The following is a 17637-nucleotide window of genomic DNA, read 5'->3' as shown; positions in this document are numbered from 1 at the left end:
GCTTTTTAGGCCCTATTAAAAAGCTATAAACTAATCTGTACTCACTATAGTATCACTGGTGGTTTGGCTAACTGTGTTGTCTTTTTTTGTATTAAGTCTTTCACGAAGTGACTGGACAATGACATAAAACACAGGTACTAGTATGGTTCCAACAATGCCTGCTGCTAACATTCCCCCAAATACGCTATAGCCAATTGATCGGCGGCTGGCTGCACCAGCTCCAGTGGCTATGACTAAGGGTAAAACGCCGAGGATAAAAGAGAAGGCGGTCATTAATACTGCTCTAAACCGTAATTTAGCAGCTTGTATTGCAGCTGCGGTAATACTGAGATGGTGCTCTTCTCGTTGAACTTTAGCAAATTCTATTATTAAAATAGCATTTTTGGTGGCCAAGCCAATTAATAGCACTAGGCCAATTTGAGTATATAGATTAATATCAGAGCTCATTAGCCATACATAAACAAATGCACCTAGTATTGCGATAGGTACTGCAAGAATCACGGCCCAGGGAATTGACCAGCTTTCATATTGTGCAACAAGAAATAGATAAACAAATACCAATGCCAGGCTGAATAATATAGGTGCTAGATTACCTGCTGCTAACTCTTGATATGTCATGCCTGTCCATTCAAAGCTATACCCTGCAGGTAATACTTTTTTAGCTACTGTTTCCATGGCTGTAATGGCATCACCAGAGCTGGCGCCATTAGCAGGTTGTCCGTTGATGCTGATTGAATTAAACAGGTTATATCGGGTGGCAATATCTGGTCCTACTAGAGTGTTGGTATTGATAAGTGTACCTAAAGGCACCATTTTACCTTCTTTGCTTCTTACGTAAAAACGGTTGATGTCTTTTTCTTCATCACGGTAGTCTGCTTCTGCTTGTAACATTACCCGATAGGTTTGCCCAAACTTATTAAAATCATTAACATAATAAGATCCCAGCTGGGTTTGCAGAGTTGAAAATATATCACTTAATGGTATCCCTAGGTTCTTTGCTTTGAGTCGATCAACATTCAGATAAATCTGCGGCACATTAGCACGATAAGTACTATAGGCAACACCAATATCTGCAGCCTGGTTCGCTTGTAGAATTAAGGCCCGCATAACGCCCGCTATTTCTTCGCTTGTTCTGCCCATTTGATCAGTTAGCACAAATTCAAACCCACCAGTAGTACCTAAACCAGGTATGGCTGGGGTGCTAAATGCCATTACTGTTGCTTCTGTTAATTGGTTTAGTTTAGCTTGTACCTGCTGTACAATTTGTTGTTGAAATAATTCTGGTTTATCTCTGTTATGCCAGGGTTTTAATACAACGATTCCTAAAGCTGCATTAGAAGAAACAGCACCACTTAGTAAACTGTTGCCTGTTACGGTCATTACATCAGCAACTCCAGGTTGTTGTTTAATTATACTACTCACTTTTTTCGTTACTTTACTAGTCCGATTTAATGAAGCGCCATCGGGTAGTTGTATATCAACCATGAAATAACCTGTGTCTTCGGTTGGTATAAAACCAGAAGGCAACTGCTTTGCAAATAACCAGATAAGACCGATCATTACTAAAAATAAGCAACTGACCAAGCCTAGTCGTTTTACCAATAAACTTACCCAATGAGAGTAATGATGGGTGAGCCAGTCAAAGAACTTATTAAATATACGTAATGGATATATAGGAGTAGACTGTTCTTTTTTTAATAAGCTGGCACATAATGCAGGGCTTAATGTGAGTGCATTAATTGAAGAAATTATTACAGCAATAGAAATTGTAACAGCAAATTGCTGATATAGTTTGCCGGTAATACCAGGCATTAATCCGACAGGTACGAACACGGCTAATAATACTAAAGTTGTGGCAACAATAGGACCAGACACTTCAGTCATGGATTGGCGGGTAGCACTGACAGGGTCATGGCCTTCTGCCATTAAACGCTGGACATTTTCAATTACGACTATGGCGTCATCTACCACTATTCCAATGGCTAAAATGACTGCAAATAATGAAATAGTGTTAACTGAAAAGCCTAATCCAAGTAATATAGCAAAAGTACCAATTAATGATACAGGAATGGCGATTGCAGGTATAAGCGTTGAACGCCAGTCTTGGAGAAAAATAAATACAACTAAAATTACTAAAACAACGGCAATAAAAAGAGTTTCAACAACTTCAGCAATTGACTCATCAATAAAACGAGTTGAATCATAGAGTATTTCATATTGTACATCTTCAGGAAATTGTTTTTCTAGTTCCTCCATTTTTTTATAAATTGCTTCTGCAATAGCTAACGCATTAGCATCAGGAGACTGATAAACAGCCATAATGACACTGGGCTGATTATTCAGTTCTCCAAACCAACTATAGTTAGCTGCACCAAGCTCTACTTTGGCAACATCTCTTAAATAAACGATTGAGCCATCTGAAGTTGCTTTAAGCACTACTTTTTCAAAATCAGCAGGTTCATTCAGTCGACCTTTAGTTTGCAAAGTGTATTGAAATTGCTGATCTGGTGGGGTGGGGGCAGCTCCCAGTTGTCCGGCGGGCACCTGAAGGTTTTGTTCTTGTAAAGCGCTGGCAATATCTAATGTCGTAATCCCTAAACTTGCCATTCGGTCGGGATTTAGCCAAATTCTCATACCATAGTCAGTACCACCTAAAATTTGTGCATCACTGACACCAGGAGTTCTGGCAAGTGTATCTCGAATATTGATGCTGGCATAATTAGATAGAAATAATGCATCATAACTTTTATTAGGCGAGGTGAGGTTTACTACCAGTAGCATATTACTCGACTTTTTCTTTACTGAAATACCTTGTCTAATAGCTTCTTCTGGTAACTTAGGATTAGCTAATGCCACTCGGTTTTGTACATTGATTTGCGCCAGGTCTGAGTCGGTGCCTACAGCAAAGGTGACAGCTAATTTGTAGCTGCCATCATTAGCACTTTTAGACGACATATAAATCATATCTTCAACCCCATTGACTTCAGCTTCAATAGGGTTTGCGATAGTTTCTTTAACAATATCAGCACTAGAGCCTGGATATGAAGCAGATACCTCAATTACTGGTGGCGTTATTTCTGGATATTGAGCAACAGGTAGTAGAGGAATGGAAAGCAAACCTGCCAAAGTGATAATGATAGAGATAACAAATGCAAACTTGGGGCGGCTGATAAAGAATTGGCTAAACATAATTTGGCTCGTTATTGATTAGCTGGATTGAGTAGTGGTGCTTTCAGCGAGTGTCGCTTTAACCGGTTGTCCTATTTTTATCTTTTGTAGCCCATCAATTACAATTTGTTGACCTGCTGTTAAGCCTTCTTTTACTTCCCAGCTATCTCCTAGCTTTGCTCCAATAGTAATATGTTGTGTAATAGCCTGTTGTTGCTCATTAATTACAATGACAAATTTACCTGCTTGATCCTCTTGTACAGCAACTTGTGGAACGAGAACAGCCTGCTTGGCTATAGTGCGTTTCAAAATAACAGTTACAAACTGGCCGGGAATAAGCAGTTTATCTGGGTTAGGAAATATGGCTCTTACTTTTAGTGTGCCAGTTGCTTCATCAATGCGATTATCTAAAAAGTCTATTTTACCTGTTTGATTATAAGTCGTCTTATTAGCCAGCCTAAGTTGTACAGTAACTAATTGTGCTTTGTTATTTTGTGGTAATTTTCTTGCTTCTTGTTTGAAGTTAAGTACATCTTTTTCATTCGCTTGAAAGTGAACATACATTGGGTCTAACGTGACTACATTTGCTAATGTATCTTGAGACGGACTAATTAAGTCCCCAATACTTTTTTCTGACTGCCCAATGCGGCCACTGACAGGGGCTGTTATTTTTGTGTAACTAAGGTTTAATTCTGCTGTTTTAAGAGCCGCTTCACTGGCAGTAACTGCTGCCTCAGCTTGTAAATTTTTACTGGTTAGCTCATCCATTTGTGATTGACTGATAGTACCTTTAGTGACTAACTGTTTACCTCGTTGATAATTAAGTTCTGCTACTTCCTTTGCTGCTATGGTGCTGGCCATTTCTGCTTTTAAGCGGTTAACTTCTGACTCGTAAGGTCCTGAATCAATCTCAAATAACAGATCACCCTGTTGTACTTCTTGTCCTTCTTGAAAATGCCGAGCCAACAAGTTTCCAGATACCCTAGAGCGAATTTTTACATCTTCAGTAGGTTCGGTGCGGCCCACTACCTCTGCGCTGGGATGAATTGCTTGTGGCTCTATAATGACTGTTTTTACAGAGGGTGGTGCTTGGGTAGCTTTAGGCTGAGATTCATCAGAACATGCAGTCAGTAACAAAATAGCAGCAAGTAAATAAAGACTTAGCGCAAGCCATCCTTGACTTAGCTTTTTTATCAGCATAGGTCGTTCCTATTACCTATAAGAGTAAATGATAATAAGGTAAAGTTGTTATGTTAGAAAACAGTATAACTGAATACTTGAGTTTTCGGCATTTAAATATAAACAAGCAAACGGATTGGTCGATATAAATAAATATGAACGATAAGTAAAAAACTTATGGTCTAATTCAGTAGAGGTGTTGAAAATGTGGTTCACCGATAATCTACTGACAGCTGTTATCAGTGAAGCCCTAGAAAAGCTAGGTGAAACTTCCAACGTGGCTTGTCAGCTATTGTTAGGCACAGCTAAGACCGAGGGCTTGCGTGCAGGAAAGCAAAAGTTTGCAGAAGGGCAGCTAGGGGTCTTTCAAATTTCACCAACAATTCATCAGGCTGTATGGGATCAATGTTTAGCTTTTTTACCCGAGCAGGCTAGCACCATTAGAGGGATGGCATCACAGCGATCTTTTCTTGAGGCACCGCATCAGGAGCTAGTCGTAAACATCCGTTACGCCAGTGCAATAGCCTGGAGTATCTATTGTTTCGAAGGCCTAGTGCTGCCGGAACAGGCAACTAAGCTTAATTTGGCACAGTTATGGCAGACATATTATGAAAATGGTTCTAAGAAGCCACGCTTACTAAAACATTTCTTTCAAGCAACATCAATTCTTCATGCTGAAGCAGCATAATTGACATATTTTATACATAATACGAAGACTATTGATTTGACCTCTGTACTTGTTAGTATAATTTGATCTTAAAAATACGTTTCGTTGTTTTTTTAGATATTAACTATAATACTTGGTATCTGTTAACTGGATTTTCCGTTTCATTGAATGTTGATATCTAGCTTTATAGTGGGTAAAAATTATTTAAAAAATCGACTAAAAGGTCTGATACTTTATCGTGCTGTTTATATCTTTGGTTGCATAGTTGGTTGTTATTGCAATTTTACTTTTGCTGCAGACAATGATGTTGTTAAAGTTTCTGCTCATCCTTCCTACCCTCCTATCATGTGGTTACAAGATGACAAAATGGTTGGTGTTGCTTTTAAAGTAGTGGATTATGTCTTTAAAAAAATAGGGGTGGCGCATGACGCGATTCATGTAGGGCCCTGGAAAAGGGTGCATAAGAATGCTATGAACGGAAATATAGATATTATTGCAGCTGCTTACTTAAATGATGAACGGCAAAGCTATTTATTATATAGTGAGTGGTTTATGGAAGACCCTGTAGCTTTATTTGTATGGCATGATAAACAGTTTAAGTATGATAAATGGAGTGATTTAATAGGTAAGCATGGTACCACGCATTTGGGGGAAAGTTATGGTGAAAAATTTGACCAATATATAAAAGAAAATCTTACTGTTGATCGTGAGTATAAATATATAAATCACTTTAGGAAACTAGAGCATGGCAGAGTGGACTATTTTTTATATGGTTTATATCCTGGTTTAATAGAAATTCATAAGCATGGTTACCATGGAAAAATTGTCAAGCTTAAAAAAAATGTGGTTAATGAGAAGTTCTATATAACTATTTCAAAAAAATCGCCTTATGTATCATTACTACCCCAAATTAACCAAGAAATAATAAAGGTTAGAAATACTAGATTGGTAAAACAATGGGTTGATGAAGCAATGGACTATTATAAGCAACACAACACACCATGATTAGGGAGCACAGTCTTTAAGTGCTTGATCAGGATAGCCTGCTTGTATTATAAAAACACTATTAGTGTTGTTCTTTAATAGATAGAAAGGTTGTATGTACCAAAGGTTGTCATTTTATGTTTAAACAAATAATTACACCAGGCTTTTATGAAACGGACGCGCTTGGGCATATTAATAATACAGTGGTGCCTATGTGGTTCGAAAAGGCTAGGGAACCGCTGTTCAAGCTTTTTACCCCTGATTTGGATCCAACCAAGTGGCGTTTAATACTAGCTGGCTTTGATGTGCAATTTTTAGCCGAAATTACATATGGTGAGGAGGTTGAAATTTATACTGGAGTACATAAAGTAGGCAATTCTTCTTTTGTTGTTGCTCAACGTGCATATCAACGCCAGCAACGAGTCGCACAAGGAAATACGACCTTAGTGCAGTATGACTACCAAACTAAGCGTTCAGTGCTAATTGATGATAATATCCGATCTCAGCTGCTTGAACATGTGTTTACAGATGATTGATTGTTAAACAGCTTATACTCTATTTATGGTATTAGCCATTCAAAATCATCTAATGAAATAGCTTGATTTTTAACTAAAGTAGCTGTCTGGTAAGGTGTAAAGTGCAGGTATAGCCGTTTTATGTGGGGCTTTACAATAAAATCAGGGTAAAACTTCAAGTTAGTATTCGAGTGCTTCTAAGTGCATGGCCTTGAGGGATAGTCTAATGGCAACAGTGTTAAGTGTTAATTTAAATAAGATTGCTCTGTTAAGAAATTCAAGAGGGCGTAACTATCCGCAAGTTGAGCATTATGCGCGGGAGTGCCTTCTGGCAGATGCTGGGGGGGTAACGATTCACCCTCGCCCAGATCAGCGTCATGCTACCTATCAAGATGTGACTTCTCTTAAGGCTGTTGTTGAGGAATTCTCAGGTAAAGAGCTTAATATAGAAGGCAACCCAGTTTCAGACTTTTTAGATGTTGTGCTGAAAAATAAACCTGATCAGTGTACTTTGGTGCCAGATCAGCCTGATCAATTAACGTCTGATCATGGCTGGGATTTAATCACTCAAAGTAAACAAGTTGCGCCTATTGTTGAGCAGCTTAAGGCAGCAGGGATTCGGGTCAGTTTGTTTATGGACCCGGTTATCGAGCAAATTGAGCTTGCAAAGCAGGTTGGAGCAGATCGGATAGAACTGTATACAGAAGCCTATGCTAGTGCATTTCAGTCAAATAATTATACATCAGTATTAGAACAGTATAAGCAAGCTGCTGAGTATGCGACATCTATTGGGTTAGACGTCAATGCAGGTCATGATTTGGATCTACAAAACCTGGCTGCTTTTTTAACCATTCCTAATATTAAAGAAGTATCTATTGGCCATGCGTTGATAGTTGAATCTATTGACCAAGGGTTTACTAATGTTATTAAGCAATACATGCAGATTGTTCGATAACTGTAGTGGTTTTTTCTCGCTCAACATTATCAAAGCCAGTTTATTCACTTTTACAGGCGGGTGGTATTAGTTTTTTAGTCCCCACATCCTAACCTTCTCTCCCTATTTCCCAACTTTTGCACGGTAGAGAAGGAGTTTGATTTGGAATAAAATTTTTTAAGTATTTTTTCTTCATGAATATTGAACACACTATTTTAGATTTTTCTAGCCTTTTAAAGGCTGATCAATTAACAAATAACAAAGTTAATGTTTTTTATGCAGAATTCGATAATGTAAAGCCCTATCTTGATGTCAGTATATTAAGTGCAGAAGAACAACAGCGTGGACAACGTTTTGTAACTGAACAATTAAGATTAAAATTCGAACTGTCTCACTATTTTAAAAGAATAATTCTGGCTAAGTTTTCTGAATGTCAGCCAAATACATTAAGCTTTTTCAGTGATAAATACGGTAAACCATTCCTTATTGATCAGCCTGACTGTCAATTTAATTTGTCCCATACCGATAGTGCGGTTGCTGTAATGGTTTGTCATCAAGCTGCTTGTGGTATTGATATTGAAATGCCTAAAGCGATGAATGACCGACAGGGAGTGGCCGAATATTTTATGCACCCTGATGAGTATGATACTTGGAAAGAGCAGGGATTAAGAGAAGATATTTTTTATAAAACCTGGACAAAAAAAGAAGCGTTAACCAAAGCTATTGGTAAAGGAATGTCACTTAATTTTAAAAGTATTAAACTCGCTTCTCCCTATGAATATGAAAGCAATAGCTTTTATGTTCATTATGTTGGGTTGCTAGGCAATAATCACATGGCATTTGCGTGTGAGGGAGAATGCAAGTATGTTAGTGTTTACCAATGTGCTCTCTAATGAATAAAGTTTATGAGTAATAGTCATAAAATTGTCATCATTATCCGTTTGATAAATAAATTTGTTTATAATTTCACCTGACTTATAAGCGCCACAGTTGATATATTAAAGAATACTGAGTGGTACCATCGGAAGGCTGAGAGTGAGTGCAATAGTAAACTTATTGCACTTGATTTTTAAAGTAATTATTTGCAACGAGGGTGTTATGAAAAATATTGTTGGGATTGACCACACTAAGTTGTTTTGCTTTGGGAAATCCTTGCTATTATAGCGCAGCTCCGTGGTATCTCAGCATGAGCTATTATATTTGACTGCAGGTATATCATAAGTGGTGACTTGATGTATTAGAGGTCAAAGCCGTGTTCATGCATAATGGCTTTATCAATTCCTTCCTCTTTCATCAATGTAAATCCAGCTTCAAACTCTTCATAAATTTGCATGAAGTTTGGTAATTTTTTAGAAATTACTAAATGTAAATTTTTATTTTGTAGTTGTAGAGGATGTTGTTGATATTGGTTTCTTAATTCAGGAAAAGCAGTATCAATATGATATTTCAATACTCGCTGTTCAGCTGCAATAAGGTCTAACCTGTCGATCAATAGCAGTTTGACAATTTTTTTGGTATTAACTTCTTCATGTCGATCTAAATAATTTGCATCATTAAACTCTTTTGAGTAATGATAACCTCTTACAACGCCTATCCTATAGGGGCTAAGCTCCCGAAGGGAGTTAAAGGTAATGTTCCTGGATTTTTTGCTGTATAAGTACTGTCTACTATGAGATATAACTGATGAGTACTTAAAAAATTTTTCTCTTTCAGGTAGGTAATAAACTCCAAGTAAGGCTTCATATTTACCTTTTTTAGTAAGTTCAAATGCTCGTTTCCATGAAGTGTATAAAATAGAAACCTTTTTACCTTTTAATCGAAAGGCTTCTTTTACTATCTCAGAGAAGAAGCCACCATTCTTTAGCTCTGGGCCTAAGTAAGGTGGCCATGAGTCAGTAGCGAACAAATAATCGAAGTCTTTGTCTATTGCACTGGATGCAGTAGAAAGCAAGCATAAAAAGAAGGTTAAAAAGAGATTTTTCATAGTTAACTTATAACCATGATAGCAACAACTATTAATACTCTTTCTAGTGTAGTTCAGTTTTACTTTGTTGTTAGGCAGTGTTAACAGGCCCTAATACGTCAACTCCTTTGACTTGTAAATAGCCATTAACTATGGTTAAATCCCGCCTTTCAATTTAGAACACCAAGATAAAGGCTGAGTAGAACTCAGAAGAACCATGTAATACCTCAAACTATCACACCAAACGGAGTTTCTGTCGTTAGATCGACAGATTGGTTTCTATTCTTTTAATTAATCAACGACTACTAACGGCTTAAGTTTTAATAGGCTTGCTGTATTGTGTCTTTCAAAACTTATATGAAGGGCACAATAGTAGTAGTTGGTTTGTGAGGTATGTATATGAACTATTACAAATATCCCCGCACTTTGCATTTGCCCTGGTCACCTGGCTATTCGGATGATGATATTGCTATGGACCACTGTGACAGTTTTACAGGTAAAGAGGTAGTGATCACTGAAAAATTAGATGGCGAAAATACCACCATGTATCGAGATAATATTCATGCGCGTTCAGTGGATAGCCGGCAACATCCTTCTCGCAACTGGGTAAAACGTTTACATGGTGAGATACGTAATCTTATTCCTGAAGGTTGGCGGCTGTGTGGGGAAAATGTCTATGCTCAGCATTCTATTATTTACAACAACCTAATCAGTTATTTTTATCTGTTTTCGATTTGGGATGACAATAATCGTTGTCTTAATTGGCAGCAAACATTAGAGCAAGCTAACCAGTGGGGACTAGCCACACCACATGTGTTGTATCTAGGTGAATGGAATGAAAAACTGGTGAGGGATTTGAAAATTAACACCCTGCAATCAGAAGGTTATGTCGTCAGGTTGGCTGCATCATTTCACTATGATGAGTTTAGCCAGGCTGTTGCCAAATGGGTGCGGGCTGGCCATGTTACCAGTGATGAACATTGGATGCATAAACCCATTATACCCAATAAATTAGCGCCCAGTACGTTAATGGATAGTAGTGAGAGGGCATAGTGATGAAAAGCAAAATTAGACCTGAGACTAAGGGTAGAAAAATAAATCAAGTAAAAAATTGGTTGGAAGGGCTAACCAATAATGCAACGCCAGGTTTTGCTGAATGCCTGTCAGTCTTAGGTGATCACTTTCCTTTATTAAGAGAGTTTCAACATACTCAACAGGAACCGCTGTGGCATGCAGAAGGGGATGTGGCTACTCATACTGACATGGTGTTAATGGCACTTTACCGATTGTTAGATAACGAAGCTGCGCATATTACTGGCTGGCGACGAGCCAGCTTAATCTTAGGGGCTTTATTGCATGATATAGCTAAGCCAGTCACTACTGTTCGGCGCCAGGTGCGAGGTCACTTTCGATGGGTGTCTCCTAAGCATGAGACCATCGGGCGTGATTATTTGTTATTCCGCTTGTTACCTTTTGAACTGCCAAAAGCGGTTTGGCTGACTGTTCTCCATTTGGTTGGAGAGCATCAGGTACCAAAGTGGCTAGTGATAAAAGATAAGCCAATTGCTGACTATTTGCAGTTGGCTAGAAAAGTGAATTTGGAATTAAGTTATTTTCTAGCACTAGCTGATATGCAAGGTAGAGAGTGTGAAGATAAGCAGTGGCAGCTGGAGTTGCTGGAATTGTTTAAAATACAGTGCCAGCAGTATAACCTTTGGCAACAACCGCCTTATCAAGACTGGTTAAAAGTCATTGAACAAGATATTAATTGTTTACCAGAAACCACACAGGCGTTAATAAAGTCGGACGCTGTTTATCTGCGGGAGCAGGGGATAATTCATGACCCTGCGGATGCACTGGGCAAAACGTACCACTATCGGAACAAGATAACTCCTCAAATTATAGTGACTTGTGGGTTGAGTGGTAGTGGTAAATCCACCTGGATTGAGCGACATCATGCTGATTTACCCATTATTAGCTTAGATAATATTCGGCAAGAGCTAACCGGCAATCAGGCAGATCAACGCCAGAATAAACAAGTGGTAACAATTGCGAAAGAACGATTAAAAGACTGTTTAAGGAACAGGCAATCTGTGGTGTGGGACGCGACTAATATCAGGCGTGACTTTAGATCGCAGCTATTCACGATAATTAGCAACTATGATGGTCTTATGCAATTAGTGATGATGGTAAATCCTGTGGATGTATGTATTAAGCAAAATCAAAAACGGGTTAATGGTTTGCCAGATCAAGTAATTTTAGAGCAACAAGCGCGGTTTGAGTTTCCATTGCCATTAGAGACGCATCAGTTGGATTTTGTTGGTTTGAGTTACTAAAAAACTAAGAATGCTGTTGTTTAATAATACTGCCTAGTGTTTTAATTGCGTCAATCCGTGATTGTTCCCATGGCTGAGAAAAGTTAATCCTGAAGCAATGCTTATATTTTTCAGGATTAACTGAAAACAATTCTCCAGGAGCAATTAAAATTCCTTTTTCTTTGGCGGCGAAATACAATTGAGTGGTATCGCAGGATTTGGGCAATTCGACCCATAACACGAAACCACCTGTGGGGCTGGAAAGGCGAATATTGGCAGGGAAGTATTTCTGTAGGAGACTCAGAGCTTGATAATAACGTTGTTGATAGTGCTGTCGTGCCCGACTTAAGTGCTGGTGATAATTGCCATACATTAAGTAATCTGCCAGGGAAAGTTGGTTTATCATTGGTGGGGCCAGCCCCATTAATAATTGTTGATAAAGAATCGTTTGCTTATGCTCATCTACCACCAGCCAGCCGGTTTTTAATTGGGGGGAAATTGATTTGGAGGCAGATGAGCAATACAACACCTGACCGCTTTTATCCAGCGCTTTTAATGCTTTAGGCCGCTCTTTTTGATAGCCTAGCTCACCAAAAACATCATCTTCAATAATCATCGTATGATACTTAACAGCAATTTCCATTAATTGCTGTTGATGATCGATAGGCATACTGTCGCCTAAAGGGTTAGCAAAATTAGGACAAGTGATCAGCGCTTTTACTGGCCACTGGCTTAGCATATTTTCAAGTACCGTTAAATCAATACCTGTTTTAGGGTGGCTGGGAATTTCAAGCACCTTCAGTTCCAGCGCTTCCAGTAATTGCAATATACGATAGTAGGCAGGTGAGCTGATTGCAATAATATCCCCAGGCTTAGCTAATGCTCTTAAACACAGCATCATAGCGCTTTGGCATCCAGTGGTAATGATAATATTGTCCGGTGTTGTCATAATCCCAGCATCTGCCAAAATACGAGTAAGTTGTTGGCGCAACTTAATCGTACCTTGTAAATCGGTATTACGCTGCATAACGGAGTAACGCTGACGAATTAGTTTAGTAAAGCTTTTTCTTAATGGTTCATTGGCAGGTAAGTCGGCTGCAGGGTTAGCTACACTAAACTGGTGGTATTTACCATCGGCAGCACTGGCCACCAAGTCGATAATAAGCTGGGAACTGGTAACCGATTCAGGTGTTGGTAAAGTAGTACAATCTCCTGCTTGGGGGGCGGCAAAATGCACTTGGGGTTTTACATAAAATCCCGATTTGTAGCGTGCCTCAATCACTTCTTGGGCTTCTAGGCAGTTGTAAGCAGCCATTACACTGGTGATGCTAATATTCATTTGTTTAGCCAGGCCTCTTACGGAGGGTAGCTTTTGTCCGGCCTGATAAACACCTGTTTTGATTTGCTCAGCAAGCTGTTCTGCAAGTTGTTGGTAGATTGGCTGCTTCATAGTGCTAACTACTTGATATTAAAGGATTTAGTGAACCATTATAAGCATAGTGTTCTGCTGCTAGTTCAGCCTTAATTATCTGTTATGGTTGAAAGCTAATCAATCTGTATCTGTTATTGAATCTGTCATTCCCCTAAGATTTACCTTAATTAAGTGTGAAATTATGATTAAAAAGGTTAAGGGGTCATTTATGCAAGCTATAGATTTTCGTAGTGATACAGTAACACGCCCAACACAAAAAATGCGTCAGGTGATGGCTAATGCTGTCGTGGGTGATGATGTTTATGGTGATGATCCAACGGTTAATGAGTTGCAAGTAATAGCGGCAGAAAAACTGGGGTATGAGGATGCTATTTTTGCAGCTAGTGGTACTCAAACTAATTTAATTGCATTAATGGCGCATTGTGATCGGGGGGATGAGTACTTGGTAGGGCAGCAAGCGCATACCTATAAATTTGAAGGGGGTGGGGCCGCTGTTTTAGGGAGTATTCAACCACAACCGATATTAGAAGGTGAAAACGGTTGCTTACCATTAGACGATATCAAGGCAGCCATAAAACCTATTGATCCACATTTTGCTAGAACTCGATTACTGTGTTTAGAAAATACTCATTCTGGTAGAGTGCAATCGCTTGATTATATCGAAGAAGCGACCAGCTATGCTAAATCTGTCGGGTTAGCCTGTCATTTGGATGGCGCTCGGTTATTTAATGCTGTGGTTAAACAGAATATTGATGTAAAACAGATTACCCAGCACTTTGACTCAGTCTCTATTTGCTTATCAAAAGGGCTTGCAGCCCCCGTGGGTTCTTTATTATGTGGTACTCACGAGCTGATTAATAAAGCACGTCGTTGGAAAAAAGTGCTTGGTGGTGGAATGCGCCAGGCTGGTATTTTAGCTGCAGCAGGTATTGTTGCATTAAATGAGCAAGTAGAAAGACTGGCAGAAGACCATGAGAATGCGCTGATTCTCGCTCATAAGTTGGCTAATATAGAGGAACTGACGGTTGATATGGCGAAAGTACAAACCAATATGGTTTTTGCTGAGTTAAAAAGCTCAACCCCAGCAGAGTTAGCAAGCCACTTAGAAAGCAATGGCATTTTGATCAGCCCCTCCAACACTATTCGATTTGTCACTCATAAAGATGTTAATCAAAATGATATTGAAACGGCAATAGGACTAATTAAGGGGTTTTTCTATAATAAGAAGTGATTTACTATTAAGTGTAATTTCAGTGCTGGGATCTATTGCCAGCACTGAAATACTTTTCTCATTGAAGATAAGTCATTATTTTGCAATCTTGCTTTTCAGTAAGAGAAGCAACGACTTGTTGCGCTTGATCTATTGACCAGTTCCACTGCTGCCAGCTGGCATTGTTATAACCTTGCAGACGATAGTTAAATTGCACTAATAAATTACACCAGTTTTTTGTTGGATTTTCCTGGATATAATCTGCAATTACTGGGTAGGCATCTTCACTTAAACTTGATAAATAAGAGGTATCTGGTTTTATATTGGAAAACTTGTTTTCCAGGTTGGCTTTAGCAATTAATGCATCGGGGTTAATGATGTTAAGGATGAGAATAAAGCTTAAAGCGGTACTGCTTGACCAGAGTACAAAGGCCCCTCTCTTTTGTCTGAGCACAGTAACTGCGTAGCAAATAAAGATACTCATTATAAAGAATAAAAAGGCAGTAGAATAAAATCTCAACTCAGTTAAGCTGTAATTTTTCAAGTAAAGTGCCATTCGATGTAAGGCAGATAATTCGATAATGGCTGTAGCAACAATTGTTAAAATAGAAAGTCGTAAACACCATTTTTTGATGTTAGAAGGTTTATTAGTTTGTAATGCATCGACAACTAATAAAACAGGAATAACTAACATGGCTACAAACACTAGCTCCCAAAACCCCTGTTTGGCATAGGTGGCGTAGCTTAGGTTGTCAGTATTAAGTACCAGTTTATCACCACCAAAAAAGTAGGTTAATTGCACACCAATATAAGCAAAGAATAACAGATTAATACTTGCTAACACGGTTAGTACTTGGATGCTATCAACACTAATAGATGCCTTAGTCGTTTGCTGTAATATTTCATTGCTAGACTTTGCTTGGCCCACCCCTGGCGCTAGAGTTAAATAGAAAAAAATCAGGGTAATAAACCAGTAACAGCCAAACTCTACACCAGTTAACATGATTTGTTCGGCGTTAAAGCTAAAAATACTTTCTGCAAAATGTTGGAATCTGGGGTCAGAGGCGATCAATAAACCACCAAATAACAATAACAAAGGTGTTGCCCATAACAGTCCAAATATAATTGAACGAAGGTAGTGACGCTTAGTGCTATTAATTGCAACAAAAGGCGCTGCAGCTTGAATGGTAAAGCCTGGTAAAGTGGATACCAGATAACCTAGCACTTTAAATGGACAACTTAATAGGGTTGCAATTGCAATCTTAACCGGATTTTTTTCCGAGTAAGCGATGGCCAAAGCAAGCAGGGCAATAATAGCTAAGCCTAAATAGCTCAATGCATTTAGCACCGGAGATGCCCTAAAAACGGGCAATAAAGTGAGCAAACAAGCCGTGCCAATGAGCCACCATTGGGTTTTGATCAGCTTGTTGTTATGGTCATTAAATGAACGACGAGTGACAACTAAAATGATCAATAAGGTGCAGATGAATAGAGCGAAGCCAAGAGTACCTTCTAATATTAACGCTAACCCTGCTGTAGCAAGGCTAGCCACCAGCACCACTGGTTGAACCTTTTGCTTGAACATAATCAACAACCCTGCATTAGATAGTGTTGTTGATTATGGCAAGCCAAAATGCAAATCCAGTGGTGCAGATGTGCAGATTTGGTGCAAATTAGACGGAAATCACTGGCATTGGTTGAGCAATGTTAGCAAGATTCTGTTAGATTTTTAATGCATCATTTCAGATCTCATTGAATGCAGAACATCATTAGGCCCTGTTTGTGGTATTGGTTTAGGTGCTGGCAGAGGCGATATGAATATTTTTATTCCGATTTTTCCGCCAAAGGTTCAAAGGGTTGCTTAGCAACTCTTATAAACACCTCTTTATCTAAAGGATTAACACCAAAACTACGTAATTTATCATCAAACTTCTGAATATATTCATGATGTATAGGCCCAGTTAGCTCTATACGTTCATCAGTAACATCATCAATAAAGTCATAAAGATCATTACTCAACTCATGAAATTGATCACTACTTAATGTTGTCTCTGAATTATAAAGCCAGCTCTTTAATGCATTAGCATATTGGACAGCATCACTTCTGGTCAGGTCAAATAACTGATCTGAGCTAACCTCCTGCAGATGGTTATTGTCACTAGGCCCATGCCAAAGACTTAGCGCATTATTTTCATCGGTCGCCAAGGCTACATGAGCATCCCCAAACATAAAAAGAACGTCTCCAGAAGAGGGTGTAACTTTTGCCTCAGCATTGTGGAAGGACAATATTTTATTCATGGTCTTGTTATAATTAATTTCGTCACTTTTTGCTTCATCTAGCTCTCTTTCGAATTCGTTGACTTGGCTGCTATCAGCATATGCACTCAAACCAATAAGTATGGTTGCCTCTTTACAGTTCATTCGACTGCTTTCTTCCGGTGAGTGAAAAGCGTATGTATTATTTAACTTGGATTCAAAATGAGAGTCAGTCTCATTTGCTGCAGTGCCGGCCTGCCAGGTCATACGACCAATCCATTCTCTGCCTTTATCGACAACTTGATTTGTCCCCTCGGTTGGTGGTCGAATCCCATCTGCTGCATTTGTTGAGAGTGACGTTTGATTTGTGGATTCTAAGTTCATATTAATAGGCATACTTACACCATTATCTTAAATTCAGACTGTCAAAAATATATCGTCTTTTATGTTGATATGGTTTTATTTTTGATATTTCTATTTTTATATAATTAGAAATATTACTAACTAATGTTATGTATAAATTTAATTTCAGTAATCAGGTAAATAAATGTATTTGTCGACTTTGACAATTATCTTTCTGGGTAAGGGATAGACATAAGAATTGGTTCACACTATATGGTAAATATTAAATAAACTACATGAACATTGCCTAGGGTTGTGTCGGACACAAAATGTAATAAGCTAAATATATTTTTTGTTAATATGTTTTTTAAATTAACTGATATCTAATGCGCTGATAAATAAAATATCGAGACGAAATTTAACAAGGTCGATTCTTGACTGGCGTTTTTGAAAATTACTCATCCTGGTTAGCTGTTGTAGTTTTACTTTCTAATTTTAATGATGGTGTTACTTGTCCAATCCACTCGACGTGCCAAAAAATAAATGGCTCATGGGAATCAAAGATGGGGTCAGGGCCTGTTATAGCTAGAAAATCATAAAGTGGCATATTGAAGATGCTGTATAAATAACTTGTCTATATCATCACAGCGATGCTGTTTTCTTATCGCTTTT

15 protein-coding genes are annotated in these 17637 nt (G+C 38.5%); 8 read left to right on the top strand and 7 right to left on the bottom strand.

Annotated elements, in window-relative coordinates; genetic code table 11:
* Positions 1–30: 30 nt before the first annotated feature.
* Entirely contained in the window at positions 31–3189 is a 3159-nt protein-coding gene (locus tag ORQ98_RS20715; protein ID WP_274690729.1) for an efflux RND transporter permease subunit, read from the bottom strand.
* Between the two features lie 18 nt (positions 3190–3207).
* A complete protein-coding gene (locus ORQ98_RS20710) occupies positions 3208–4368 on the bottom strand; it encodes an efflux RND transporter periplasmic adaptor subunit (RefSeq protein ID WP_274690728.1) in 1161 nt (386 codons plus the stop codon).
* A 184-nt stretch (positions 4369–4552) separates the two neighbouring features.
* On the opposite strand from ORQ98_RS20710, the gene ORQ98_RS20705 reads away from it, so the two are divergent.
* From ORQ98_RS20705 to ORQ98_RS20685, 5 genes are all read left to right on the top strand, one after another.
* Positions 4553–5035 carry a hypothetical protein gene (locus ORQ98_RS20705; RefSeq protein WP_274690727.1) on the top strand — a complete coding sequence of 161 codons (483 nt, stop codon included), beginning with the start codon at positions 4553–4555 and terminating at the stop codon, positions 5033–5035.
* Positions 5036–5203: 168 nt separating this feature from the next.
* Positions 5204–6019 (top strand): substrate-binding periplasmic protein, encoded by an 816-nt coding sequence (locus tag ORQ98_RS20700; RefSeq protein ID WP_274690726.1) that lies wholly within the window; start codon positions 5204–5206, stop codon positions 6017–6019.
* 116 nt (positions 6020–6135) lie between these two features.
* Complete coding sequence (locus ORQ98_RS20695) at positions 6136–6534, top strand: acyl-CoA thioesterase (protein ID WP_274690725.1); 399 nt, start codon at positions 6136–6138, stop codon at positions 6532–6534.
* Between the two features lie 205 nt (positions 6535–6739).
* Positions 6740–7468, top strand: a complete 729-nt coding sequence (locus ORQ98_RS20690) for a pyridoxine 5'-phosphate synthase (RefSeq protein WP_274690724.1) — start codon at positions 6740–6742, stop codon at positions 7466–7468.
* Between the two features lie 173 nt (positions 7469–7641).
* Complete coding sequence (locus ORQ98_RS20685) at positions 7642–8340, top strand: 4'-phosphopantetheinyl transferase family protein (protein ID WP_274690723.1); 699 nt, start codon at positions 7642–7644, stop codon at positions 8338–8340.
* 344 nt (positions 8341–8684) lie between these two features.
* Here the strand turns inward: ORQ98_RS20685 and ORQ98_RS20680 are convergent, their stop codons facing one another.
* The gene (locus tag ORQ98_RS20680; RefSeq protein ID WP_274690722.1) at positions 8685–9431 is read right to left on the bottom strand and encodes a substrate-binding periplasmic protein; all 747 of its coding nucleotides are present in this window, start codon (positions 9429–9431) and stop codon (positions 8685–8687) included.
* 378 nt (positions 9432–9809) lie between these two features.
* On the opposite strand from ORQ98_RS20680, the gene ORQ98_RS20675 reads away from it, so the two are divergent.
* Together ORQ98_RS20675 and ORQ98_RS20670 are read left to right on the top strand one after the other, a co-directional pair.
* On the top strand, positions 9810–10463 hold the full coding sequence (locus ORQ98_RS20675; protein WP_274690721.1) for an RNA ligase family protein: 654 nt from the start codon (positions 9810–9812) through the stop codon (positions 10461–10463).
* Positions 10464–10465: 2 nt separating this feature from the next.
* Complete coding sequence (locus tag ORQ98_RS20670; protein ID WP_274690720.1) at positions 10466–11746, top strand: AAA family ATPase; 1281 nt, start codon at positions 10466–10468, stop codon at positions 11744–11746.
* A 4-nt stretch (positions 11747–11750) separates the two neighbouring features.
* On the opposite strand, the gene ORQ98_RS20665 is transcribed toward ORQ98_RS20670, so the two are convergent.
* Positions 11751–13175: an aminotransferase-like domain-containing protein gene (locus ORQ98_RS20665; RefSeq protein WP_274690719.1), complete on the bottom strand. Its 1425-nt coding sequence runs from the start codon at positions 13173–13175 to the stop codon at positions 11751–11753.
* A gap of 190 nt (positions 13176–13365) precedes the next feature.
* Here ORQ98_RS20665 and ltaE point away from each other — a divergent pair, with 190 nt between their 5' ends.
* A complete protein-coding gene (gene ltaE, locus ORQ98_RS20660; protein ID WP_274690718.1) occupies positions 13366–14388 on the top strand; it encodes a low-specificity L-threonine aldolase in 1023 nt (340 codons plus the stop codon).
* Positions 14389–14446: 58 nt separating this feature from the next.
* On the opposite strand, the gene ORQ98_RS20655 is transcribed toward ltaE, so the two are convergent.
* The 3 genes from ORQ98_RS20655 to ORQ98_RS20645 all read right to left on the bottom strand — a co-directional run bounded on the left by ORQ98_RS20655 (position 14447) and on the right by ORQ98_RS20645 (position 17572).
* Complete coding sequence (locus ORQ98_RS20655) at positions 14447–15952, bottom strand: DUF4153 domain-containing protein (protein WP_274690717.1); 1506 nt, start codon at positions 15950–15952, stop codon at positions 14447–14449.
* 239 nt (positions 15953–16191) lie between these two features.
* Positions 16192–17019, bottom strand: coding sequence for a hypothetical protein (locus tag ORQ98_RS20650; RefSeq protein WP_274690716.1), 828 nt, complete (start codon positions 17017–17019; stop codon positions 16192–16194).
* 400 nt (positions 17020–17419) lie between these two features.
* Positions 17420–17572 carry a hypothetical protein gene (locus tag ORQ98_RS20645; RefSeq protein ID WP_274690715.1) on the bottom strand — a complete coding sequence of 51 codons (153 nt, stop codon included), beginning with the start codon at positions 17570–17572 and terminating at the stop codon, positions 17420–17422.
* Between the last annotated feature and the right edge of the window lie 65 nt (positions 17573–17637).

The organism is Spartinivicinus poritis (genome assembly GCF_028858535.1).
In the GTDB taxonomy this organism is placed as follows: domain Bacteria; phylum Pseudomonadota; class Gammaproteobacteria; order Pseudomonadales; family Zooshikellaceae; genus Spartinivicinus; species Spartinivicinus poritis.
This window is presented reverse-complemented; position numbering and strand designations above follow the sequence as displayed.